This window comes from Rickettsiales bacterium, from assembly GCA_033762595.1.
Lineage (GTDB): Bacteria > Pseudomonadota > Alphaproteobacteria > Rickettsiales > UBA8987 > JANPLD01.
Window position 1 is genome coordinate 1 of record JANRLM010000085.1, and the last position, 24,717, is coordinate 24,717.

Below are 24,717 nucleotides of genomic sequence, written 5' to 3' on the forward strand. Positions count from 1 at the left end.
TACAATCATTTCACCTTCTTTCACATCTCTAATATGTTCCCCGCCTATAATATCAAAAGCACAAGTTTCAGATGCAAACATATAAGAATCCCCAACTTTGCCAAACATCAAAGGCCTTATTCCATTAGGGTCTCTAACGCCAATTAGATAATCTTTATCAAGCACGATAAAAGCATATCCGCCTTCAACATATTTTAGTGCTTCAATTAATGCATCTTTAGTATTATTCTTGCCAGATTTTGCCATTAGGTGAATCACAACTTCAGTATCCATTGTGGTTCTAAAAATTGAGCCTTCAGAAATTAGCCTTTTCCTTAAAATTCCAGCATTTGTGAGGTTTCCATTATGAGCAAGTGCCAACGCTCCAAAGCTAAGTTCCGCAAGTAAAGGCTGAATATTCGCTACATTTACTGAACCGCCTGTTGTGGAATATCTATTATGCCCCAACGCTGAGAAGCCTTTGAGCTTATCAATTATATCCGCTGAACCAAAATTATCCCCAACTTTACCCCTTGCGTGATGATGGTGAAAATTAGAAAGTGATCTATCAGAATTTGTCTCGCAAGAAACTATCCCTGCGGCTTCCTGCCCCCTATGTTGCAGGGCGTGAAGCCCAAGTGCTGTATGGGCTGCTGCATCAGAACTACCACAAATTCCAAAAACTCCGCACTCCTCATAAACAGATGTAAATGGAGTTTGTAGAATAGATTTCTTCTTAGACATAATTTAACTAAATTTATGGTGGCTTGATAGCAATTTAATTGCAATTATGCAATAGATTTGGTTTGTTAATTCTGCAAAATTTTTAGTTCTGCACAGCCTTTTTTTGCAAGGGTTAGAAGCTGATTAAATTCATCTTCAGTAAAGCTTGCCTCCTCGCCAGTGCATTGGATTTCAACCATTTTACCACTGCCAGTGATAATAAAATTTGCATCAACTTGTGCATCTACATCTTCAGAATATTCCAAATCTAAAATCGCGACATTATTATAAATTCCGCAGGAAATAGCAGAAACACTATCTAAAATTGGGTTTTCTTTAAGAACTCTTTTATTAAGTAATTTTTGAACCGCTTGTTGTAAGGCAATAAATCCGCCAGTTATAGCAGCGGTTCTAGTGCCGCCGTCTGCATTTATAACATCGCAATCAATTATAATTTGCCTTTCACCGAGCTTTGATAAATCCATAACAGCCCTAAGGCTTCTGCCTATTAATCGCTGGATTTCAATGGTTCTGCCAGATTGCTTGCCTTTTGCGGCCTCTCTTTCCATTCTGCTATGGGTTGAGCGAGGTAACATTCCATATTCAGCAGTTACCCAGCCTTTGCCTGTGTTTCTGAGGAAGGGTGGGGTTTTTTCGTCAATGCTTGCGGTGCATATAAGTTTTGTTTTACCAAATGATATAATGCAACTGCCCTCAGCATATTCAGAGGTATTTTTTTCAATTTTTACTTCTCTTAATTCATCAAATTTTCTGCCAGAGGCTCTATTTAGAATAAAATTCATATACTCGTCTTGAAATTAGGTTTAATTAACACTAAATAGCCATTATTAAATAAAATAATATATAATTTTCATATGTCTCAGAAAGCAGAAAATAAAATTGAAGAAAATTTATCGCAAGAAGCTCAGCAAGAGGCTGAAAAAATCGCATCAGAAATTACACCAGAGCCTGAAATTTCTTTAGAAGATAAAGTAAAAGAGCTTGAAGATAAAAACCTTCGCTTGCTCGCGGAGATGCAAAATATGCGTGCAAGAAACGCTAAGGAAATCAAAGATACTAGGGAATATGCCATTACCGCTTTTGCGAATGATATGATTGTAGTTCTTGAAAATTTGAATCGTGCTTTTGATTCAATTCCAAACCACGAAGATGAAGTGTATAAAAGTATTATTGAGGGGTTAAACCTTACTTATAATGAGGTTAAAAATATTTTTAATAAATATGGTATTGAGCGAATTGCCCCAAATAACGGCGAAAAATTTGATTATAAATTTCACCAAGCGGTGGTACAAATTCCAACCAATGAGTTTGAAGATGGAACAATTGCCCAGTTAATTCACGCAGGTTATACGCTTAAAGAACGCATTTTAAGGCCGGCAATGGTTGCAGTTGCTAAGAAAATAGAGGAAGTTCAGCCTAGTTAAGCCAGTTTTTTGAATTGTTCAGCAAGGTCAGTTGCTTCCCAAGTGAAATGTCCTTCTTTAGTTGGCGTTCTACCAAAATGCCCATAAGTTGCCGTTGGCAAGTAAATTGGTGCGTGTAGTTTAAGATGTTGCCTTAAGCCCCAAGGTGTTGCATCAATTGATTTTTCAATTATTTCCTGCAATTTATATTCATTAATATTACCCGTATTATGCATATTAACATAGAATGAAAGTGGCTTCGCAACACCAATTGCATAGGCAAGCTGAATTGTACAAGCATTCGCAAAGCCGGCAACGATAACATTTTTTGCGATATATCTTGCAAGATAAGCTGCACTTCTATCAACTTTTGTAGGGTCTTTACCTGAAAACGCACCACCACCATGTGGGGCGTATCCGCCGTAAGTATCAACAATAATCTTTCTGCCAGTCAAGCCTGTATCACCATCAGGCCCACCAATTATAAACTGGCCTGTTGGGTTAATGTAAAGCTCACCTTCAGGGATTTTCCATTCTTCTGGCAATGCTTTTTTGATGTATGGATAAATTAATTCCTTAACTTGGCTCAAAGAAATATCTTTATGATGTTGAATTGAAACCACTACAGAATGCACGCCCACTGGGTCATTTCCTCTATATTTTACGGTTACTTGGCTTTTAGCATCAGGCCCTAAACCTTTTAGTTTTCCAGATTTAATATCATCAAAAATCAGCTGTAAAATTTTGTGAGAATAATAAATTGCCGAAGGCATTAAAACTTCAGTTTCTCTACAAGCATAACCGAACATAAGCCCTTGATCGCCAGCACCTTCGGTTGCACCGCCTTGTGCGTCAACGCCTCTCGCAATATCAGCTGATTGGCCGTGGATAAGGTTTTCAATCTCTAAATTTTGCCAGTTAAATCCATCTTGCTCATAACCGATATTTTTTACTACATTTCTAACAACTTCCTCAATGCGAGATTTTGAAATTTGTGGCGCACGAACTTCACCAGCCAAAACAACTTTATTTGTAGTGCAGAGAGTTTCAACCGCAACGCGTGAATATGGATCTTGCTTGAGATACTCATCTAATATCGCATCAGAAATTTGATCAGCTACTTTGTCAGGGTGGCCTTCTGAAACCGATTCAGAGGTAAATAAATATTCACGAACATCATAAAATCTTGTTAAATTAGCCATTTTCTCAGTTTTTGGTTGATTGTTTATTGTTGATGGTTTTTATCTGCCGCCACCCAGAACGCCAGCACTTCTTGGGCCACTGCCTGTTGCATCAAATTTACCTAAATTGCCAAGCAATTGCTGAATTACAGTAACTTTGCTACCACCAGTTGCTGTTGTATCATCAGAAATTTCAATCTCTTTAAGTGAATTTTCATCTCTCTTAGCTATTTTTTCAACAACATCATCTGAATTAAATGTAATAATATAGGCCTCGTAATTTTTAACTTCTGGTTCAAAGAAGGTTTCCTTAGTAACTTCAGAGCCTAAATATATCCATTCCTCTTTACCATAAAGAGATTTTGTAGTTGGCGAACCAAGTAGGCTTTCCACCTCATCTTTAGTTGAAACGCCCGTTTCTATCTTTGTAAAATCAGAGAATTTGGTAACATAGCCCCTATTGTCAAGGTCATCACTACAGGCACTTACAAGCTGAAAAACAAGGATAACTAATAGAATATTGAATTTTTTAATCATTTTTTACTAGATTTTATTATTTTTCTAGGTTATTAGCCCAAAAACATTTACCACAATTTATAATTTTTTAGTTTTATAAAGGTAAATTTAGAAATTACAAAAAGAAATTAACAGAGGTTCAAAATGGCAGTTCCTAAAAAGAAAACTTCCCCTTCAAGAAGAAACATGAGAAGAAGTCATGATGCTTTAAGCAAGCAAAACATCATTGAAAATAAAACAACTGGTGAGTTCGGTTTATCACACCACATAACGGCTGATGGCTATTACAAAGGTAAGCAAATTATCTTCAAAAGAGCTTCAACAGAAGAATCACAAGATATAAAATCTGCTAACTAATTCAGTTTTTTCTTGCCTTATTGGTAAATTTTTCCATTAAGTTTTTATTCTCACTTAAATTTTTCTAATGTCTGAATTGGCAGGAAATTCTGTAAAGAACATAGCAAGCAATAATATTGTTACCATTTCACTTGATGCAATGGGGGGTGATAAAGCCCCTGATTTAGTGATAGAGGGTGCTTATATTGCTTCTAAAACTTTGAAAAATATTAATTTCAAAATTTACGGCAATAAAAAGAAAATTATGCCAATAATGGCGAAATTTTCTAGCCTGCAAGAAATTTGTAAGATCATTCATACGGAAGAATTTATCACCTCTGACGAAAAACCCTCAAATGCACTTCGTAAGGGTAAAAACTCAAGTATGTATATGGCTATTAATGCCGTGAAAGCCAAAGAAGCTGACGCAATAGTTTCTGCTGGAAATACGGGTGCTTTAATGGCTTTATCTAAATTTGTTCTGCAAACTTTACCCGGTATAGATAGGCCTGCAATAGGTGGAATTCTGCCAACTATAAAAGGTTATTGCATTGTTTTAGATCTGGGTGCGAATATCCATTGTGATGCTGAAAATCTATTTGAATTCGCGGTGATGGGAAATGCTTTTGCAAGGGCGGTTCTTGGGCTTGCAAGACCAAGCATCGGCTTACTAAATGTTGGCACTGAAAAAAGTAAAGGACACGAAACACTTCGCCTCGCCTCATCATTAATTGAAGAAAGTGAAATTGACCTCAATTATTACGGCTTTGTTGAGGGTAATGATATTAATGCTGGAACGGTTGATGTTATAGTTGCTGATGGATTTACTGGCAATATTGCCCTTAAAACCGCTGAGGGAACTTCAAAATTTATTGCAAATACAATCAAACAAACCATTAAATCTTCACCTTTTGGAATGCTTGGTGCTTTAGTTGCAGCCCCAGCAATTGCTAAGATTAAGAAGAAAATGGATCCAAGGAGTTATAATGGTGCAATGTTCTTAGGGCTAAATGGAATTGTGGTTAAAAGCCATGGTGGTACTGATGAAGTTGGTTTTGCAAACGCAATAAAAGTTGCTTATAAACTTGCTCTAAATAATATTAATGAGCAAATCATCAAGGAAATGGTAGCCTCAGGCCACAGCCCAGAAATTGATGAAGATGATGAGATTTGTATTTTGTAGAAATTTCTACAATTTTCTTAATCATGCTAGATAATGTCACCCCGCAATAAATGCGGGGTGACAATTTGAGTTTAAGAGCGTATAATTTTAGTAAATTTTTCTGAACCCTATTTCCTAACAACTCTTAAGCCTTTGGATAATTTATTCAAATCAACGCTAACCTTATTATTGATTAGCAGATAGCAAAAGTAAATTCCCACAAAATTATTCACATACATTAAGATATTTAATATCTGCGATTTATGGGCAATATTTTTAAGAGATATTGATGCAATCAAAAACAAAACAGCAATTACAGCAGTGAGAATTATTTTTTTTGTATGCCCCCTGCGGCTGAAATTACCAGTTAAAAATGGTGAGATTGCAAGCAAGGCCAGCAAAACATTAAATATTGGCCAAGAAATTCTATAATGGCCTTCAGTTTCTAATTTACTTTTCTGGATATCATCAGAATCATTTGGTGCGAATAATTCATCTAAAAATCTTTCTTGAGGCTCTCGCCATCTTTTATTATTCACCGCCTCTTTGAAAGGGCTTAATTGCAAATTATATTTATCAAAATGAAGCACTGCAAGTTGATTATTTTGATTGGAATATTCAAGATGCGTGCCGTTTCTAAGTTCAAAAACAGGGCCTTTCTGTGTGCTTATTAACTCCCCTTCTTGTGCCATTACGGTGATTTTTTTATCTGGCCTTCTTTCATCATTTGCAAATAATCCTAAAAAATTTCCTTGGAAATCTTTATCTTTAATATAGATGGTTAAACCCTTTGTTGGTGAAGAAAATACACCATTTTGAAGCAAAATTGATGCATAATTATTTCTAATAAAATTCTGTAAATCCTTAAATTCTCTGTAAGATTTTGGCAGTAAATAAAATGCTATTGAATAACTTAAAATAGTGCAAATAAGAGCAAAAATTACTGCTGGTTTTATGAGGCCATTATTATCAATTCCAGAAGTTTTAAGCACTATAAGCTCACTTTCAGAGGTGATTTTGTTATAAGAATATACAATTGAAATAAACAAACTTATTGGAATTATCACCCACATTAAAGAGGGAATAATAAGAATTGTGATATATAAAAAAGTGCCAATACTTAGCCCTTTATTTACAATTAAATCAATGAAACGCAAAGACTGGGAAAGCCAAGCAATGCCTGTGATTCCAAGCGTTATAATAACAAACGGCCAGAAGATTTTTTTTAATATGTAAAGTTCAAAAATTTTCATTTCTTAGGCTTTTCTTTTGATTTATCTTTCGTTTCATCTTCAACTGGGTCATCATTTGAAGGGTCAGCTACTTTCTCTTTTTTCTTACCAACATTTTTAGGGTCGTAAGGCTCTTGTTGTGGAACTTCCGTTTGAGGTAATAATCTTTTTGTAAAGAATGGATCTTTGAAATAGAAAATCTTTTTGGTTTTTATTGGCGGTGATGATTCCACTAATATAATTTGCTGTTCTTTTGGAAGATTCATAACTTCCTGCGGTAGCAATAAGGCTCTTTGAGTTTCAGAAATATGTTTTGAACGAGATGCAGGGTTAAGATCAAGGAATATTGGGGCGTTTCTTGAGATTTGTTTCACCGTTTTATTTCCCACAACTTTTGAAATCATCTCAGCGGTTGAAAAAGTGTTCGCCGCAAATGTAATACGATAAGTGGCGTTGGCTAGGAAGGAGTTCATTCCAGCTTCCTCATAAATATCTTTAAGCTGTTCTGTATCTTGAATAATTAAGAATAAACGCACCCTATAACCACGAAAATATGCTATACCTTGCTTGAAAATTATCATTTCGCCCAAAGTTGGAAACTCATCCATCATAAATAAAACGCCGTGCGGTTCATCAGGTTTTGGCATATGCTTTGTTAAAATTTGTGCTGCCTGCTGATAGAAAATCTGCATTAAGGGCTTTAGACGCTCAATGTTATCAGGGGTTAAGCCCACATAAACTGAGATTTTATCTTTTTTGAATCTATTAAAATCAAAATCAGAAGTTGCGGTTGCGGCATCAATTAAAGGGTTTGCCCAAAGCTCTAGCCCTGAGTTTAGGGTTGAAATTACGCCGGATCTCTCTTTATCAGCCTTCTGCAAGAAGGCTGCAATATTCATATATGATACGGGGTGAATTTGCTTGCCAAGTGTATCAAGCACAACGGCTAAATTATAAGTAACATCATCACTTCTTAATGTTCGGACAACTTCACCAAATGAGCAGATTTTCTCAGGCACAGCCAGTAGATATAAAGCAACACCCACAAATAGAGAGCGTGCTTCATTATTCCAAAATTCTTGCTCAGGAAGAAGGAGATTTGAGATTTTCTGCACATCATCAACCATCTGACCCATTTCTCTTGAAACCCAGTCAAGTGGATTGTAGCAATGGGTTATACCACTAGGGCTTGCTGCATTCCAAAGATAAACTTTCTGCCCCATTTTTCTGCGATAGCCAGAAGTTAGCTCAAAATTTTCTAATTTAATATCGTGGCAAACCATTGATTGTTCCCAATAAAGCAAGTTTGGAATTACAAAGCCAACACCTTTACCAGAACCAGTTGGTGCGAATAATAAAATATGCTGAAACCCATCTGCGGTTAAATATCCTCTGCCAGTATTACCAAGTAGCAAGCCTTTTTTAGCACGAAGGCCAGCTTTGCGAATATCATTTTCGCTCGCCCATTTTGCATCACCATGGAGTTTTTCAGGCGGCTGGAAAGGCCGGAAATCTGAGATTGGTGCGCGCACTACAAATAATAAAAGCCCAAATAAAGCAATCGCCGATAATGGCGGATAAAAAAGTGTTTTTTGGATTTTAGATTTATCTTCGGGGTTTAACCTATGAGATTCAGTTGCATAAATTTTAGCAAGCTGAAAATATACGCCTAAAAATCTTTTATATGAGTTTGAAGGGCCATGTTCAGATATGTAAGCTCTAGTTTTCTGCCCGCCATTATAAATTATCATACTGCCAACAAGTGAGCCATATGAGAATATAAGAGCTACAAAACCAAGGATAACTCCAAGTAAGATAAGGTTTTTAAGCTGATATGGTTGCATTTAATTTCTCTAAAATATCCCAAAACTAGGCTATTATACATTCTTCAGGAAAAAAAACATTAATTTTTCAAAAGTGAGCTAATCAAAGATTTATTGCCTTAAATATTGTTGCAATTATTAGAGTGAACCTAATTAACAAATCGTTAATATAACATAGCTTGAAAAAAATATTTTTCCCTATATTTTCAGCGGATTAAAAAAATTACGATAAACCATCAACTATCAACCATAAACCATACTATATGACGGAACAAAGATATACCAATCCAGAAGCATTAAAATTCCACGAAACTGGCAAACCGGGTAAGGTTGCACTTGCACCTACTAAGCCACTTTTAACACAAAGAGATTTAGCCTTGGCTTATTCTCCGGGTGTTGCAGCACCAGTTCATGAAATCGCTGATGACCCTGCAAACGCATATAAATACACGGCAAAAGGCAATTATGTAGCGGTAGTTTCTAATGGAACGGCTATTCTTGGCTTGGGTGATCTCGGTGCGTTAGCTTCAAAGCCAGTTATGGAAGGTAAATCCGTTCTATTCAAGCGTTTTGCTGATATTGACTCAGTTGATGTTGAAGTTGATACTACTGATCCAGAAGCATTTATAAATTGTGTTCGTTATCTTGGGCCAAGCTGGGGTGGTATTAATTTAGAAGATATCAAAGCCCCTGATTGCTTTATTATTGAGAATAAACTCAAAGAATTGATGGATATACCTGTATTCCACGATGATCAGCACGGCACTGCGATTGTTACAGCCGCAGCCCTTATCAATGCGGCACATCTTACCGGCAGAAAGCTCTCTGATATGAAATTAGTTGTTCTTGGTGCTGGTTCGGCTGGTATTGCCTGCTTAGAACTCGTTAAAAGAATGGGCTTAAAACAAGCACTTTTAGTGGATAGGGAAGGGGTTATTTACAAAGGCAGAACTAAAGGAATGAATGAATGGAAGGAAAAGCACGCTATTGAAACCACTGATAGAACCCTTGAAGATGCAATGACAAACGCTGATGCGTTCTATGGTCTCGCTGGCAAAGGTGCAGTTACTAAAGAGATGGTAAAATCAATGGCGAAAAACCCGATAATTTTCGCAATGGCAAATCCAGATCCTGAAATTACCCCAGCAGAAGTAGCTGAAGTGCGTGGTGATGCGATTATGGCTACTGGCAGATCGGATTATCCAAACCAAGTGAATAATGTTCTTGGTTTCCCTTATATTTTCCGTGGTGCGTTAGATGTTCAAGCTAGCACCATCAATGAAGAAATGAAAGTTGCAGCCGCTGAAGCCTTAGCTGAGCTTGCAAGAGAGGCTGTTCCGCTTGAAGTTATAGCGGCAGTTAAAAGAACTGATATGGAATTTGGGCCAAATTATATTATCCCTTCAGCGTTTGATCCACGCTTAATTTCAACAATTCCAGTAGCAGTTGCAAAAGCGGCTATCAAAACTGGGGTTGCTCGTAAGAAAATTACTGATTGGGAAGGCTATAAACGCGAGCTTGCAGGAAGGCTAAACCCAACTGCAAATGTTCTAAGTTTAATCTATAAAAAACTTCGTAATAATCCAAAAACTGTTATATTTGCAGAGGGTGAGGAGGAAGTTACAATTCGTGCAGCAATGCAATGGGTTGAAAGCGGTTATGGTAAGGTTATTCTTGTTGGCCGTGAGGAAAAGATTGAAGAGCAAGCCAAAAAACTTGGTGCGAAAAAACTTAAAGATGTCAAAGTTGTTAACGCTTACAAAAATGAAGTTAGCGAAAAATATGTTGATTTCTTATATAAAAAACTCGCTCGCAAAGGTTATCTCAAAAGAGATTGCAATCGTGAAATCAGAAATGATAGAAATGTTTTCGCATCAGTTCTGCTTGCAAAAGGTGAGGGCGATATTTTAATCACTGGTTTAACAAGAAGTTACAGCTCTTGCCTAAAAACTCTAATGCAAGTTATTGGTGCTAAGAAGGGTGAAAGAGTCTTCGGAACTACCATTGCGGTTGGTGCGAATAATAAAACGATATTCATTTCTGATACGGCTGTTCATGTGAATCCAGATGCTGAACAATTAGCTCAAATTGCAATAGCAACTGCGGAACTCGCTAAGAAAATGGGTGAAGAACCTCGTGCGGCACTTCTTTCATATTCTAATTTTGGCAACCCAAATCATGAGAAATCTAAAACTATCAAAGATGCCCTCAAAATTTTGGAAGGCAAAAAAGTTAAATTTGAATTTGATGGTGATTTAACGCCAGATGTTGCACTTAATGATGAACTTCTAAAATTATATCCAACCAACCTAAAAGCATCTGCAAATTGCTTGATTATGCCTTCTCTTGAGGCGGCAAATATCTCTGGCAAAATGCTTCGTGAATTAGGTGGTGGCACTTTGATTGGGCCAGTTCTGCATGGTTTTGATAAGCCTGCACAAATTGTTCCTATGAACGCAAGCGTTTCAGATATCTTAAACATCGCAGCCATTGCAAGCGTTGAGGAGTAGTTTACTCTACCGCAAAACCGCCACCCAATGCACGGATTAGCTGAACTGAGGCGTTGAGACGGCCTCTTTTAGCTTGGGTTTCAACAATTTTGATATTGTTATAAGAGATTTTTGCGTCGTTAAATTCAAATTTGCTTATATCGCCAAGAGTGAATTTTTTCCTCATAATTTCAAGAGATTCCCTTGCTACTTTAAGTGAATTTTTGCTTACTGATAATTGCTTATCAGAGGTTGAAACAAGTGATAAACTATCCTCAACATCTTTGAAGGCAACCAAAACCTGCTTGCGATAATTTGCGTTTGCTTCATCAAAAATAGCTTTGTTTTTTTCTAAGTTTGCAAGGGTTCTCCCCCCTTCAAAAATTGGGAAATTAATCATGGGTGCAATGCTCCAAACTCTGTTAGACCATTGCATCACATCACTTAAAGAGGTTGATTGCAAGCCTGCATTGCTGGTTAGGCTGATGCTTGGAAAAAACGCCGCTCTTGCAAAACCAATCATTTCATTTGCAGAATATAATTTTCTCTCAGCACTGGCAACATCTGGCCTTCTTTCTAGCAATTTAGAAGGTAAATAAGGCGGAATTTGCGGTGGATTAATTTCAGAATTTGATTTATCAAGAATGAAATTTGAAGGGTTTTTGCCAAGCATAACAAGTAAGGCGTTTTCAACTTCACTTCTTGCTTGTTTTACTTGTGAAAGCCTTGCAATTTCTGTGTTCAAGCTGATTGCATCTCTGGCTAAATCAAGTTTATTTATTGCACCTAATTCAAGTTTTTTATTACTGATATTCAGGTTTTCCTGCCTTAAATTTATATTTTCTTGCGTGAGTTTTAATTCTTCATCTAGTGATTTTAAGGTGATGTAATATTGCGTAACATCAGCTTGCAAAGCGAGTTTTATAGATTCCTTATCATTTTCAAAAGCGTTATATTCTGCATCTATAGAACGCATTTTGGTAAAAACCTTGCCGAATAAATCTATTTCATAATCCAACCCAAAGCCTGCTGAATAAACTGAAAACGGCTTGATGGCAGGTGCTGGAAACCCAAAAGTTTGACTATTTAATTTTTGCCTTGTTACACCAGAATTAACTGAAAAATCAGGGAAAAACTCAGAAGAAACAACATCAATAGAGCTTCTAGCTTGTTTAGTTTTAGCCTCTAAAATTTTTATATCTAAATTATTTGATAAAAATTCTTGCTGAATTTTATTTAGATTTTCATCTTCAAAAATTTTCCACCATTCTCCGCGAGGAAATTTATCTGAGGGTTCAGCTTGCTTCCAAGAGCTTTTTTGAGCTTCAGTAAATGGTGCAACTTCTTCTTCACTTTTGAATTTATTAGGGAAGTTAGTTTCTGGAATTTTATATTCTGGCGATAAATCACAACCCACCAAAAACAGCGAAGATAAAAGTAATATTTTAATTTTGTTTATCATTTTAATTCTTAAATTTTTTGCCAATTCCCCTCAAAACAACATAAAAAATTGGTGTTAAAAAAAGCCCAAAGAATGTAACCCCTAGCATTCCTGAAAACACTGCAACGCCCATAGCTTGCCTCATTTCTGAACCTGCACCACTTGATAAAACTAGCGGTAACACACCCATAATAAATGCAAAAGATGTCATTAAAATTGGTCTTAAGCGAAGTTTGCACGCTTCTAAAATCGCCTCAATAGTGCTTCTACCTTGATGTTCTAATTCATTGGCAAATTCAACAATTAATATCGCATTTTTACAGGCAAGCCCAACTAAAACAAACAAGCTAATTTGCGTAAAAATATTATTATCGCCCCCCCAAAGCCAAATGCCAAGAATAGCAGAAAGCAAGCACATTGGCACAATTAGAATTATTGCGAAGGGTAATTTTAAGCTTTCATATTGCGCGGCAAGCACCATAAACACAAATAGCACGCAAAGCGGGAATATTAAAATTGCTGTATTGCCTGCTAAAATTTGCTGATAGGTTAATTCTGTCCACTCAAATTCCATACCTTTTGGCAGTGTTTCATCAAGAATTTTGGTGATTGCAGCTTCCGCTTGCCCAGAAGAAAAGCCAAAATTTGCACCGCCATTTATATCCGCTGAGCGATAGCCATTATAGCGTGATGAGCTTTCAGGGCCATAACTTTCAGATATTGTAACCACTGAGCTAAGTGGCACCATTTCACCTTTGTTATTCTTCAGCTTGAGGTGCATAATATCTTCCTTGCGAGAGCGAAATTCAGAATCCGCTTGAGCAATAACTTGGTAAGTTCTGCCGAATTTGTTGAAGTCATTTACATAAATTGAGCCGAGATAAAATTGCATCGTGTTGTAAATATCTGTGATGGAAAGCCCGAGTTTTTTGGCTTTATCTCTATCAACATCAACTTTTAATTGCGGAACATTAATTTTATAACTTGAGAAAATTCCAGCAAGTTCGGGCGTTTGATAGGCTTTGCCGATAACTTCCTTGGTAATTTTATCAAGCTCCTCATAACCTTTATCGGCCTTATCTTCAATTTGAAGTTTGAAGCCACCAATTGTGCCTAGCCCCATAACTGGTGGTGGCGGGAAGATTGCGATGAAGGCTTCTGGAATGCCAAAAAATTTCTGCTGTAATTTTTGTGAGATTGCAAAACCTGATAAATCTCCTCTTTTTCTTTCATCAAATGGTTTTAGCGATACAAACACGATACCAGCACTTGAGCTAACCGTGAAGCCGTTTATTGATAATCCAGGGAATGCGATTGCACTTTCAACACCTTCTTCTTTTAAGGCAATATCAGACATTTTTTTAATTACAGCCTCAGTTTTATCAAGCGTTGAGCCATCTGGAAGTTGAGCAAAACCAACTAAATATTGCTTATCTTGTGCTGGCACAAACCCAGCTGGAACTATCTTAAACCCAACATAAGTTACAAAAATTAAAACCAGATAAATCACTAAGAATATAGATTTTCTGCCAACTACATAGGTTACTGAATTGGAATAACTATCCGATGCACTTTTGAAAAAACCATTAAACCAGTTGAAAAATCTGCCGAAAGTTTTTTCCATAAATTTGGTTAAACCATCTTTTTCTTCGTGATGTCCTTTCAGCAAAATTGCACATAGGGCAGGGCTTAAGGTTAGGGAATTTATCGCAGAAATTATAGTTGAAATTGCAATTGTTAAAGCAAATTGTTTATAAAACTGCCCTGTTAAGCCAGTAATAAATGCAATCGGAATAAACACTGCACAAAGTGTTAATGAAATTGCGATAATCGGTTCGCTAACTTCCTGCATTGCTTTGTAAGTGGCTTCTTTAGGGCTTAAGCCAGTTTCAATATTCCGTTCAACATTTTCAACTACAACGATTGCATCATCTACCACAATTCCAATCGCAAGCACCAAGCCAAATAATGAAAGTGCATTGATAGAAAACCCAAAAAAATGTAGCAAAGCAAATGTTCCAACAATAGAAACAGGCACTGCAAGTAGCGGAATTACTGAAGCTCGCCAAGTTTGCAAGAAAACTATAACCACAATAACAACTAAAAGAACTGCCTCTAAAAGAGTTGAGATTACTGCTTTTATTGAATCACGCACAAAAGTTGTTGGGTCATACACTATGTCATAGGTAACGCCTTCTGGCATAGATTTTTGCAGTTTTTTCATCTCAGCACGAACATTATCAGAGATTTCAATAGAATTTGAACCAGCCATCTGAAAAATTGCAATACCAATCGCAGGTTTATTATTGAGTAGAGAACGAAGCGAATAATCAGCAGCACCAAGCTCAATTCTTGCCACATCTTTTAGCTTTGTAAGAGTTCCATTTTCATCGCTTTTTATTATGATTTCCTCAAAATCCTCAACATTTTGAAGCCTACCTTGTGCATTAATGGTTAGTTGTAATTCAAGATTTTCAGAAGGTGAAGCCCCGATTATCCCAGCTGCAGCTTGGATATTTTGCTCCTGAATTGCACCAATAACTTCTTGCACTGATAAATTTCTAGCAGAAATTTTCTTAGGATTTAGCCAAATTCGCATCGCATAATCTCCGCCACCAAAAATCTCAACCTGTCCAATGCCAGAAATTTTTTTGATTCTATCTTTAACATTCAAAATGGCGTAATTCCTTAGATATAAGCTATCATATCTATCATTAGGTGAAAATAAATGTACAACCATTGTTAAATCTGGTGAGGATTTAACTGTTGTAATACCAAGCCTTTTTACATCTTCTGGAAGCCTTGGCAGGGCTTGAGTAACTCGATTCTGAACTAATTGCTGGGCGAGATCAGCATCAGTGCCGAGTTTGAAAGTAACAGTTAGTGTTAGCCTACCATCAGAAGTCGCTTGCGAATTCATATACAGCATATTCTCAACGCCATTAATCTGTTCTTCCAAAGGTGTGGCAACGGTTTCAGAGATAACCTTTGGGCTAGCTCCCGGATAAAATGCATTCACCACCACTGAAGGCGGCACAACTTCTGGATATTCAGAAACCGGTAATTGCGGAATAGAAATTGCACCTAAAATAAATATCAAAAGTGAAATCACACTTGCAAAAATCGGCCTATCTATGAAGAATTTTGAAATATTCATATAATTGGTTCTCAGTTAGAAGGCTTTACTTCTGCACCGGGGCGGAGCATAAGAGTGCTTGAGGTAATAATTTTTTCACCCTTTTTTAAGCCGGAATTTATAATTTTTAAGCCATTTTCAAGGGCTTGCCCAACTTCCACTGGGCGATACTCAACCTTGTTATTTTTATCAACAATAAAAACAAATTTTTTATTTTGATCTGTGCCAACTGCACCTTCTGGAATAACTATCACCTTTTCTTTAACAGGGCTTAAAAGACGAACTTTTACATACTGCCCTGAAAGTAAATTTCTTGATTTATTCCTTAAAACTGCCCTTGCCCTTATTGTGCCAGTTAAGTCATTAATTTGATTATCAAAAGAAGTTATATACCCCCTGTAACCCTTGGTTTTATTACTATCTGTAAAAATTCGGACTTTAATTTTTTTCTTTTTACGATTTTTATTAATGAATTCTAAATAATTATTTTCATCAATATCAAACTCCGCGTAAAGTTTTTTATCATTGATTATGTTAGTAAGAATTTGATTCGCCATAGGATCAACCAAATTACCAACTACAATTTCCGCTCTGCCGACTTTGCCCGATATAGGTGCTACAACATCAGAATATTCTTTATTCAATTTTGCATTAGTTAAATTTGCGAAGGCTTGATTTTTTGCACTTAACTTTTCTTCATATTCCTTTTTAGAAACGCCACCAATTTTGAGTAATTTTTCAGCCCTTTGAAAATCATTAAAAGCAAGATTATAACTTGCTTGTGCTTGAGATAATTGAGAATTATATAGGCTAGAATTTATATTAAATAATTTTTCGCCTTTCTCAACAAAATCACCTTCTTTGAAAAGAATTTTTTCAACTTTACCAGAGATTTGCGGGCGAATTTCTGCTTTTTCAACTGCTTCTAATTTGCCGGAAAAATCTTTAAAATTTCTGATTTTAATTTGCTTTGCCTCATAAACCTGTACTGGCATTGGCGGCATTTGAGGTGGCTTAAAATTCATCATCTGATACATTACAAAAAGTTTGTAGCAGATAAAACCAAGCAAAAGAAAGCCGATTACTAGAAAAAATTTACTAAATTTCATAAAAATATTTTTTTACTAAATTGCGTTATAAAGTATATACCAAATTCACCTTTACTTCATACCCGCGAAAGCGGGTATCTATCTTTATTTTGGATTCCCGCTTTCGCGGGAATGAAATATTATGATGATTAAATTACTTTTTTAAGCGATGCACTTATAAAGTGTCCCCACCCTAACCCTCCCCCGTAAACGCGAGAGGGGATTTAATAGAGTTACATATTTGGATAATTTGGCCCACCACCGCCTTCAGGGGTTTGCCAATTTATATTTTGTGTTACATCTTTTATATCACAAGTTTTACAATGAACACAATTTTGGGCATTTATTTGTAATTTATCATCGCCTTTTTCATCTTTGATGTATTCATAAACACCAGCAGGGCAATATCTTTGTTCTGGCGCATCATAATATTTGAGGTTATATTCAACCGCTTTTGAAATATCAGTTAATTTAAGATGTGCTGGCTGGTCTTCCTCATGATTTGTGCCAGAGAGATAAACTGATGAAAGTAAATCAAAACTGATTTTATTATCAGGTTTTGGATATTCAATCGGCTTGCATTCATCTTTTGTTTTGGTTTGCTTATAATCTGGGTGGTGGCTGAATGTCCAAGGGGCTTTGCCACGAAAAATATAAGTATCTATCGCGGAATAAATTAACCCAAACCATAAACCAAATTTGAAGGCAGGGCGAATATTTCTTGCTCTATAAAGCTCCTCATAAATCCAAGATTTTTTGATTTTTTCTTCATAAGATGAAATATCTTCATTATTATTTTCTAATGCTTCAATAATGGCTTCTGCGGCAAGCATTCCAGATTTCATAGCAGTATGCGTGCCTTTAATTTTCGGAACATTCAAAAAGCCTGCTGTGCAACCAATCAAGCAACCACCTTTGAAAGTGAGTTTTGGAATTGCTTGCAAACCGCCCTCATTTAAGGCTCTTGCACCATAACAAATTCGCTCCCCACCTTCTAAAATTTGCTGAATATAAGGGTGATGTTTGAATCTCTGAAATTCTTTGAAAGGGTTTAGATAAGTGTTTTTATAATCAAGCCCTACAACATAGCCGATTGAAATTGTATCTTCATCAAGGTGATAAAGAAATGAACCACCATAGGTTTTAGAATCCATCGGCCAGCCGATTGTATGAATTATTTTGCCAGCTTGATGTTTTTCTTTGCTAATCCGCCATAATTCCTTAATGCCGATTGCGTAAGTTTGAGGGTTTGTGTTATCTCTTAAGCCAAATTTCCTCTCAAGTTTTTTGGTTAAACTGCCCCTGCAACCCTCTGCAAAGATGGTATATTTCGCACGAATTTCTACCCCTGCTTGATAAGATTCTTTATGCTCGCCATTTTTTGAAATGCCAAAATCACCAGTTATAATACCAAGAACTTTGCTTTCGGTTTCATCATAAATAACTTCACTTGCAGCAAAACCAGGGAAGATTTGCACACCTAAATTCTGGGCTTGCTCCGCAAGCCACCTGCATAAATTCCCGAGAGAAATAATATAATTCCCCTTATTATGCATTTGAGGGGGCGTTGGAAGTTTGAAGTGTTTTTTCTTAGTTAGTAGAAGAAAATTATCCTCTTTTGCTTCTGTTTTGAGTGGGGCGTTTTTTTCTTTCCAATCAGGGATTAATTCATCAAGAGCTTTGGTTTCAAACACATTGCCAGAAAGAATATGAGCCCCAACCTCTGAGCCTTTCTCAACAACGCAAATATTTAGATTAAGATTTTTTTCAGCTGAAATTTGTGCAAGTTTTATCGCTGATGAAAGGCCACTTGGCCCCGCCCCAACAATCACAATATCAAATTCCATTATTTCGCGTTGCATAATTTTCTAACCCTTTCTGTGTGTCTTCCACCTTCAAACTCAGTATTGAAGAAAGCTTCCACCATTTCTAATGCAATTTTATTATCAATAAATCTTGCACCAAGGCAAATTACATTTGCGTTATTATGCTGTCTGGCGAGTTTTGTTACCTCTAGATTGTTGCATAAAGCTGCTCTGATGTGATTATATCTATTAGCGGCAATTGAAATTCCGATGCCAGAACCACAAATTAAAATTCCAAAATCTGATTTTTTATCTTTGATGTGCAGGGCTAATTTTTCAGCAAAATCTGGGTAATCAACGGAATTTTTGCTATCAGTTCCTAAATCAAAAACCTCATAATTTTTTGACGCAAGCTCGCTTTTGAGGAATTCTTTCAACTCAAAACCTGCGTGATCAGAAGCGATTGATATTTTATAATTTTTATTCATCTACAAGTACCCTCTTCACATGTCAGCGTAAAGCAACAGTCTGAAGTTGAAACGCAACCATCATTTAATGCTCTGCAAGTAGGGGAATCACACACATTCTGTTCAGTACATTTACCATAAGGTGAACAACAATCTTTATCTATGCTACATGAATCCCCTCTAGTGTTGTTGCATGATTCTGTTGAGCATTTTCCATCACTAATACAATATGGAGAACTAGAGCAGCATTCAGAGCTACTTGTGCATGGGCTACCATCCCCAAGGCAAGAGCTACACTTAGCATCTTTACAGAACAAGTCTACATCACAAAGCTTGCATTCTGCATCACAGTCTTCGTCTAGACTTACGTATGTTGGGGTGCAAACACATACATTAGCAGTGCAAACATTGTCTCCGCTACATAATTGACATTCATTATCACATGGCCCACCTGTATCGCTATAAACTGGAGAAGTGCATGCACATGTTCCACTAGAACAAGTTAAGCCGGTATCGCATAACAAGCATTCAGCGTCGCAAGCCTCACCATAGTTTACAGTTACTGGTGTGCATGAGCCACTTGAAGTAGAAGATGTAGAGCTTGTTGTTGATGAAGATGTGGTGCTAGAGCTACTTGTAGAGGTGCTTCCAAATTGGGTATCTAAAATTGCTTCCTTGGACATATAAACTACAATATCATCAAAATAATTAGCATATGAGCTTTCTGATGAATTATTGAATGGAAGAGCTAGTATTTTTATATGTGCATTGCTTCCATCGTGAGTTTTTGGAGCGTTATTAGCTTCTCTAGTGCTGCCATTTGCCCCAGATAATTCTGTTCCAGCTAAATTTATAGATTTATATCCGTTTGCACCATGACTTACTAGGGCATAAGCTGCACAAACAGGTATTAAAACATTAGTGCTAGAAGCAGAAATCGTGCTAGCTCCTGCGTCTCGACAATCTGGAATATTGCTACCAACTTCTGAAGTTAGAACATAACGCCACATTATAGTGTTTTCAGAGCCTGAAGAGGTTAGATTTTTAACATCAATATTAGGTATGTTAGAGCTTGTTGACATTGCAGATGCCATTGATTCATCCATATAATACGAAATCAATCTTCCCCATTCATCATATAGATATTCAGGTGGTAAACCAATTTCAGCAAAAGGAACAAACCCAACAAAAGTTCCAAGGTTATTATTATATCCACCATCACAATCTGAGGGGTCTCCGCCAACTAATTCTTCTGAGCCAAAACTTGCAGAAGTTGGTGTTAAGCCTATATCCATTGGGCAGGGCAAGCGATTATTTTCCTTAGCATAAATTTTCAAGGCTTTGGCAATATGCTTAAGTTTTTCTTCAGTTTTAATATTGGTTTCTGAAATTTTTTTATCTCCCATCACATTCATCGCAGAAGATACAACCACTGACAATATTAGAATTACTATAGATAGCTCTATAAGACTAAAAGCAAAATTTTTATATTTATTCAAAAGCTTCATCAGTAATTTGTATGCTTGTTAAAAAGTATATTATATCATCAAAACCAACAATTGGTAAAGATGTATGAAAGCCATCTGCACTAACACTGCTATTTCGTGCCTCTCTTGCATTGGCACTTGTTGGATTTTTTGTGCTGCCACCATTGCCTTTCCAAGCACCAAAGCCGTTTTCTCCGTGGCTTATCACTATTACCACAACATTATTAAATGTAGTTGAATCTCCATAATTTTTTAAGTTTATTTGAGACGCAACATTTGTAACACCACCCGAAACTAATGCAGTATTTTTAACTGCATAAGAAAATCTATTACCCCAGCCATCTAATGCATAAGAAGGATAAATATTTAATGTATTTACTGGAACAATTCCAAAATAAGTATTATCAGCTAAAGCATTATGATTTGTGCAAGCTCCGACAGAAATTGAACCAACTCCAAATGAGGCGTGGTTGAAAGCTTGCTCGCCATTAGCAGGGCAGGGTAGGGAATTAAATTTATCAGCATAATCATTTATAGCCTTGAGAATTACCTTCATTCTTTCCTTTGTTAATTCAGTTTTAGAATATCTTGAATATTGGTTAAAGCTTAAAATTCCAAAGCCTATAGTTGTTCCAATAATGGCAACGACAATTGACATTTCTAATAATGAAAAACCTTTATTTTTAGTTTTTTTAATCATTTATAAAATTAGGTAATTGCCATTTATTTTTGTAAACTAAAATATCGTCATTAAGTGCATTAGGCATCGCACAAACAAATTGAGCATCTCCCGCAACGCCGTTTTCAGTATCTGAGGTTAAATGGGTTGCCAAACTTAATTGAGTTCCATCTTTATCTCTATAAGCATAATCTCCATTAGGGCCATGGCTTAATAAGATATAAGCAACATCTCCATTAGTGGTATCTATATAATTTGTTCCAGTTCCATCAGGCAAATTTGAGATATTATAATTAGCCCCCACCCCTGTAGCTAGTTTGTAGTTACTCCTATTAGTATATCTTTCGGTTACAAAAAATGAAAATCTGTTACCCCAGCCATCAACTGCAATAGATGGGTCAAGCGGTGGCACAAGAGTTTTGAAGGGTACCATTCCAACTACAATATCACCATAAGTTCCACTTCCACTTGCAAAAAAAGTTGATGCTTGAGGGCAGTTAGCAACTGTTGCGTTAGTGCCTGTTCCCCAGCCATAATTTGCGTTTACTCTAGAAACAGAGGGGTTTGCAGGGCAGGGTATATGACCATAATTTTCAACATATCTATCAATTGAATCCATTATTGTTTGCATTCTTTCTTTTGTTACATAAATTCTTGAAGCATCTAGCCTTGCTTGAGTTGTAAAAACAATAGTGCTGACTATGAAAGAAATAATAATTATTACGGCCGTCAACTCCAGCAAAGAAAAACCCTGAATTTTGTTTTTATCTTCTAGCATCGCAGAATTTAATTTTTTAGAATTTTATCAAATAATGCTAAATCAATTTGAGAAACTGAATTAAATACATCAATTATTTCCCCACTATCAGAAATTAAAACTGAGGTTGGAACGCCCCTTAAATTAAAAATTCTGTATAGATTTTTATTCTCATCTAAAACAACAGGGAAAATATTATAATTTCTAGATTTGTAAAAGTTTTTAACAATTTCTTCTCCGCCTTCATCAATGGAAACTGGAAGAATTACAAGGTTTGGATTATCTTTGTATCTCTGCTGGATTTTAACAAGCTCTGGCATTTGTCTTTCACAATATGGGCACCATGTTGCCCAGAATTGCAGTAAAATAAATTTCCCCTGAAATTCAGATAAATTATGTTGTTCACCATTAATTTTTAGCGAAGCATTAAGATAATCTTTATTATTCTGCGAATATGAATCAAAAGAGAAAAAAACTATAATTAAAACTAAGAATTTTACCCAAAATTTCATTCTAACTAGTAATTTGCCTTGTTGCTAATTCTTCAAATTCGTCATTTTTTAGGCGAACTTGTTGCTCAGTAATTGCAACGCCTTTAGATGTAATATCATTAAGTATCTTTTTAATTACTGCACCGGAATCCTTATTATCAAGGCCATAATTTACGATAGTCATTGCATATTCCAGCGATTTATCATCTTCCAACCCCATTATCTCGCTAGCCCAAAGGCCAAGCATTTTCCTTCTTCTTGAGGCGATTTTGAATTTTAACTCCTCATCATGAGCGAATTTGTTTTCAAAGGCTTTCTTTCTATTATCAATCTCAGACATAAATGTAAAAAAATTTATCAAAATAATTGCTAAATTATTAAATGCTAATATAAATTTATCAAGTTTTATATGAAAAAAGGTTAAACAATGGCAAAAAATAAAGTTAGCAAAAAATTACTCTATGAGGGCAAAGCAAAAATTTTATATGAAGGCCCTGAAACTGGAACGCTAATTCAATATTTCAAAGATGACACAAGTGCTTTTAATGGCGAAAAGCTTGAGGTTCTTTCTGGTAAAGGCGTTATAAATAATAGAATTTCTGAGTATTTATTTCAAAAACTTGAAGATATTGGCATTCATACGCATTTCATTAAACGATTAAATATGCGTGAGCAGCTTATAAAAGCCTGTGAAATGATTCCAATTGAAATTATAGTTCGCAATGTTACTGCTGGCAGTTTATCTAAAAGATTCGCATTAGATGTTGGTATGAATTTATTTCACCCGATGGTTGAAATGTGCCTAAAAAGCGATAAACTTGGTGATCCTTTTATCACCGATGAACATATTAATGTTTTCGGCTGGGCATTACCTGAGGAAGTTGAGGCAATGAAAGGAATTTCCCTTCGCATTAATGATTTTTTATGCGGTATCTTCCACGCGGTTGGTGTTAAGTTGGTTGATATTAAACTTGAATTCGGCAGAGTTTTTGATGAAGAGGGTAATGTTTATCTTTTGCTCGCTGATGAAATTAGCCCAGATTCTTGCAGGTTATGGGATATTGAAACAGGTAACATCTTGGATAAAGATAGATTCAGAAAAAATATGGGTGGAGTTCTTGAGGCTTACAGAGAAGTTGCAAAACGTCTTGGTGTTCTTAAAGGAATCGAAGATGAAAATGTAGTTTCTTTTGAAACCAAGCCAACAACTAAAGATAAAACAAAGAAATAAAAATATTATGAAAGCAAAAATATTTGTTACACTTAAAAACGGCGTGCTTGATCCTCAAGGTAAGGCGATTTCTGAGAGCTTAAATTCTCTCGGCTACAAATCTGTGAAAGATGTTAGGCAGGGCAAGTTTATTGAAGTTGAGCTTGAAGAAAATGACAAGGAAAAAGCAAAAGATCAGCTTGAAAAAATGTGCAAAGAATTACTAGCAAATACTGTTATTGAAAATTATAAATTTGAAATTGCAGCATAATTTTATGGTCGTTAGTCTTTGGTCGCTTGTATTGATTAACTAATAAAACTAACGACTAACAACCAACTACTTAAAAATATTTTATGAAAGCAGGTGTATTAGTTTTCCCCGGTTCAAATTGCGATAGAGATTTGGTTGTTGCTTTGAAAGCCAGTGGCTTCAAAGTTGAGATGATTTGGCATAAGCAAAATGAACTCCCAAAGCTTGATTTAGTTTGCGTTCCGGGTGGTTTTTCTTATGGTGATTACCTCAGATGTGGTGCAATTTCCGCCCATTCCAATATTATGAAAGAAGTTAAAAAATTCGCTGATAATGGTGGTTATGTTTTAGGAATATGCAATGGCTTTCAAATCCTTACTGAAGCGGGCTTATTACCCGGTGTTTTGATGAGAAATAAAAATCTAAAATTCATCTGTAAGGAAGTTTATCTTCGCCCTGAAAATAATGACGCAGTTTTTATAAGAAAATATAAACCTGAAAAGCCTCTCAAAATCTCTATCGCTCACCACGATGGTAATTATTTTGTTACTGACGATGAGCTTAAAGCACTTAATGATAACAACCAAATCGCATTCAAATATTGCAATGTTAGCGGTGATGTTTCTGATGCATCTAACCCAAATGGCTCAGTTGCAAACATTGCAGGGGTTTATAATAAGAATAAAAATGTTTTAGGCTTAATGCCTCACCCTGAAAGGCACTGCGATGCTTACACTGGCGGTATAGACGGCAAAATAATTTTCCAAAGTATTTTAGGTTAGTAACGATTTTTAGAAACTGGTAACTAGAAACTAGTTTTGTTTTCCAGTTTCCAGATTCTAGCTTCCAGTTTCTAAAAACACCCAAATAATGAAAGCAAAATTATCTGAAATATTTTCAACTTTCTTTTACGCAGGTAAATTTCCTTTTGCATCTGGCACATTTGGAAGCCTAATTGCAATAATTTTAGTCGCGATTATTTTTTACCAGCCACATAATTTTTATTACGATGATACTGGCCTCAATTTCAAGCTGGGTGCT

23 protein-coding genes are annotated in these 24,717 nt (G+C 36.0%); 7 read left to right on the plus strand and 16 right to left on the minus strand.

Annotated elements, in window-relative coordinates; translation table 11 throughout:
* On the minus strand, positions 1–723 hold a 723-nt coding region (locus tag SFT90_05980; GenBank protein MDX1950029.1), incomplete at its 3' end, for an amidophosphoribosyltransferase.
* A 65-nt stretch (positions 724–788) separates the two neighbouring features.
* Entirely contained in the window at positions 789–1,505 is a 717-nt protein-coding gene (gene rph / locus SFT90_05985) for a ribonuclease PH (GenBank protein ID MDX1950030.1), read from the minus strand.
* A gap of 72 nt (positions 1,506–1,577) precedes the next feature.
* Here rph and grpE point away from each other — a divergent pair, with 72 nt between their 5' ends.
* The gene (gene grpE, locus SFT90_05990; protein MDX1950031.1) at positions 1,578–2,147 is read left to right on the plus strand and encodes a nucleotide exchange factor GrpE; all 570 of its coding nucleotides are present in this window, start codon (positions 1,578–1,580) and stop codon (positions 2,145–2,147) included.
* Here the strand turns inward: grpE and metK are convergent.
* A complete protein-coding gene (gene metK, locus SFT90_05995; protein ID MDX1950032.1) occupies positions 2,144–3,328 on the minus strand; it encodes a methionine adenosyltransferase in 1,185 nt (394 codons plus the stop codon). The two genes, grpE and metK, sit on opposite strands and share 4 nt — an antisense overlap.
* Positions 3,329–3,367: 39 nt before the next feature.
* A complete protein-coding gene (bamE, locus tag SFT90_06000) occupies positions 3,368–3,844 on the minus strand; it encodes an outer membrane protein assembly factor BamE (protein ID MDX1950033.1) in 477 nt (158 codons plus the stop codon).
* Between the two features lie 123 nt (positions 3,845–3,967).
* On the opposite strand from bamE, the gene rpmF reads away from it, so the two are divergent.
* Together rpmF and plsX are read left to right on the plus strand one after the other, a co-directional pair.
* On the plus strand, positions 3,968–4,180 hold the full coding sequence (gene rpmF / locus SFT90_06005) for a 50S ribosomal protein L32 (protein ID MDX1950034.1): 213 nt from the start codon (positions 3,968–3,970) through the stop codon (positions 4,178–4,180).
* A 67-nt stretch (positions 4,181–4,247) separates the two neighbouring features.
* Positions 4,248–5,342 (plus strand): phosphate acyltransferase PlsX, encoded by a 1,095-nt coding sequence (gene plsX, locus SFT90_06010; protein MDX1950035.1) that lies wholly within the window; start codon positions 4,248–4,250, stop codon positions 5,340–5,342.
* Positions 5,343–5,449: 107 nt separating this feature from the next.
* Here plsX and lptF read toward each other — a convergent pair whose 3' ends face one another.
* A complete protein-coding gene (gene lptF, locus SFT90_06015; protein ID MDX1950036.1) occupies positions 5,450–6,574 on the minus strand; it encodes an LPS export ABC transporter permease LptF in 1,125 nt (374 codons plus the stop codon).
* The gene (locus SFT90_06020; protein MDX1950037.1) at positions 6,571–8,397 is read right to left on the minus strand and encodes a type IV secretory system conjugative DNA transfer family protein; all 1,827 of its coding nucleotides are present in this window, start codon (positions 8,395–8,397) and stop codon (positions 6,571–6,573) included. The genes lptF and SFT90_06020 overlap by 4 nt, the downstream gene beginning before the upstream one ends.
* A 242-nt stretch (positions 8,398–8,639) precedes the next feature.
* On the opposite strand from SFT90_06020, the gene SFT90_06025 reads away from it, so the two are divergent.
* A complete protein-coding gene (locus SFT90_06025) occupies positions 8,640–10,886 on the plus strand; it encodes an NADP-dependent malic enzyme (GenBank protein ID MDX1950038.1) in 2,247 nt (748 codons plus the stop codon).
* A 1-nt stretch (position 10,887) separates the two neighbouring features.
* Here SFT90_06025 and SFT90_06030 read toward each other — a convergent pair whose 3' ends face one another.
* The 10 genes from SFT90_06030 to SFT90_06075 all read right to left on the minus strand — a co-directional run bounded on the left by SFT90_06030 (position 10,888) and on the right by SFT90_06075 (position 22,556).
* Entirely contained in the window at positions 10,888–12,327 is a 1,440-nt protein-coding gene (locus SFT90_06030; GenBank protein ID MDX1950039.1) for an efflux transporter outer membrane subunit, read from the minus strand.
* A 1-nt stretch (position 12,328) separates the two neighbouring features.
* Positions 12,329–15,463 (minus strand): efflux RND transporter permease subunit, encoded by a 3,135-nt coding sequence (locus SFT90_06035; protein MDX1950040.1) that lies wholly within the window; start codon positions 15,461–15,463, stop codon positions 12,329–12,331.
* Between the two features lie 11 nt (positions 15,464–15,474).
* Positions 15,475–16,551 carry an efflux RND transporter periplasmic adaptor subunit gene (locus tag SFT90_06040; protein ID MDX1950041.1) on the minus strand — a complete coding sequence of 359 codons (1,077 nt, stop codon included), beginning with the start codon at positions 16,549–16,551 and terminating at the stop codon, positions 15,475–15,477.
* A 212-nt stretch (positions 16,552–16,763) separates the two neighbouring features.
* Entirely contained in the window at positions 16,764–18,392 is a 1,629-nt protein-coding gene (locus tag SFT90_06045; protein MDX1950042.1) for an electron transfer flavoprotein-ubiquinone oxidoreductase, read from the minus strand.
* Positions 18,377–18,823, minus strand: a complete 447-nt coding sequence (rpiB, locus tag SFT90_06050) for a ribose 5-phosphate isomerase B (GenBank protein ID MDX1950043.1) — start codon at positions 18,821–18,823, stop codon at positions 18,377–18,379. The genes SFT90_06045 and rpiB overlap by 16 nt, the downstream gene beginning before the upstream one ends.
* On the minus strand, positions 18,820–20,310 hold the full coding sequence (locus SFT90_06055; protein MDX1950044.1) for a type II secretion system protein: 1,491 nt from the start codon (positions 20,308–20,310) through the stop codon (positions 18,820–18,822). Before SFT90_06055 ends, rpiB begins: the two co-directional genes overlap by 4 nt.
* Complete coding sequence (locus SFT90_06060; protein MDX1950045.1) at positions 20,294–20,989, minus strand: type II secretion system protein; 696 nt, start codon at positions 20,987–20,989, stop codon at positions 20,294–20,296. Before SFT90_06060 ends, SFT90_06055 begins: the two co-directional genes overlap by 17 nt.
* On the minus strand, positions 20,982–21,746 hold the full coding sequence (locus tag SFT90_06065; protein MDX1950046.1) for a hypothetical protein: 765 nt from the start codon (positions 21,744–21,746) through the stop codon (positions 20,982–20,984). Before SFT90_06065 ends, SFT90_06060 begins: the two co-directional genes overlap by 8 nt.
* An 8-nt stretch (positions 21,747–21,754) precedes the next feature.
* On the minus strand, positions 21,755–22,237 hold the full coding sequence (locus SFT90_06070; GenBank protein MDX1950047.1) for a TlpA disulfide reductase family protein: 483 nt from the start codon (positions 22,235–22,237) through the stop codon (positions 21,755–21,757).
* Between the two features lies 1 nt (position 22,238).
* Positions 22,239–22,556 (minus strand): DUF1476 domain-containing protein, encoded by a 318-nt coding sequence (locus SFT90_06075; protein MDX1950048.1) that lies wholly within the window; start codon positions 22,554–22,556, stop codon positions 22,239–22,241.
* A gap of 87 nt (positions 22,557–22,643) precedes the next feature.
* Between SFT90_06075 and purC the strand changes: the two genes are divergently transcribed.
* The 3 genes from purC (at position 22,644) to purQ (ending at position 24,458) form a co-directional block, all read left to right on the plus strand.
* Positions 22,644–23,447 (plus strand): phosphoribosylaminoimidazolesuccinocarboxamide synthase, encoded by an 804-nt coding sequence (gene purC / locus SFT90_06080; GenBank protein MDX1950049.1) that lies wholly within the window; start codon positions 22,644–22,646, stop codon positions 23,445–23,447.
* Positions 23,448–23,454: 7 nt separating this feature from the next.
* On the plus strand, positions 23,455–23,697 hold the full coding sequence (gene purS, locus SFT90_06085; protein MDX1950050.1) for a phosphoribosylformylglycinamidine synthase subunit PurS: 243 nt from the start codon (positions 23,455–23,457) through the stop codon (positions 23,695–23,697).
* 83 nt (positions 23,698–23,780) lie between these two features.
* Positions 23,781–24,458, plus strand: coding sequence for a phosphoribosylformylglycinamidine synthase subunit PurQ (gene purQ / locus SFT90_06090; GenBank protein ID MDX1950051.1), 678 nt, complete (start codon positions 23,781–23,783; stop codon positions 24,456–24,458).
* Positions 24,459–24,717: the final 259 nt, after the last annotated feature.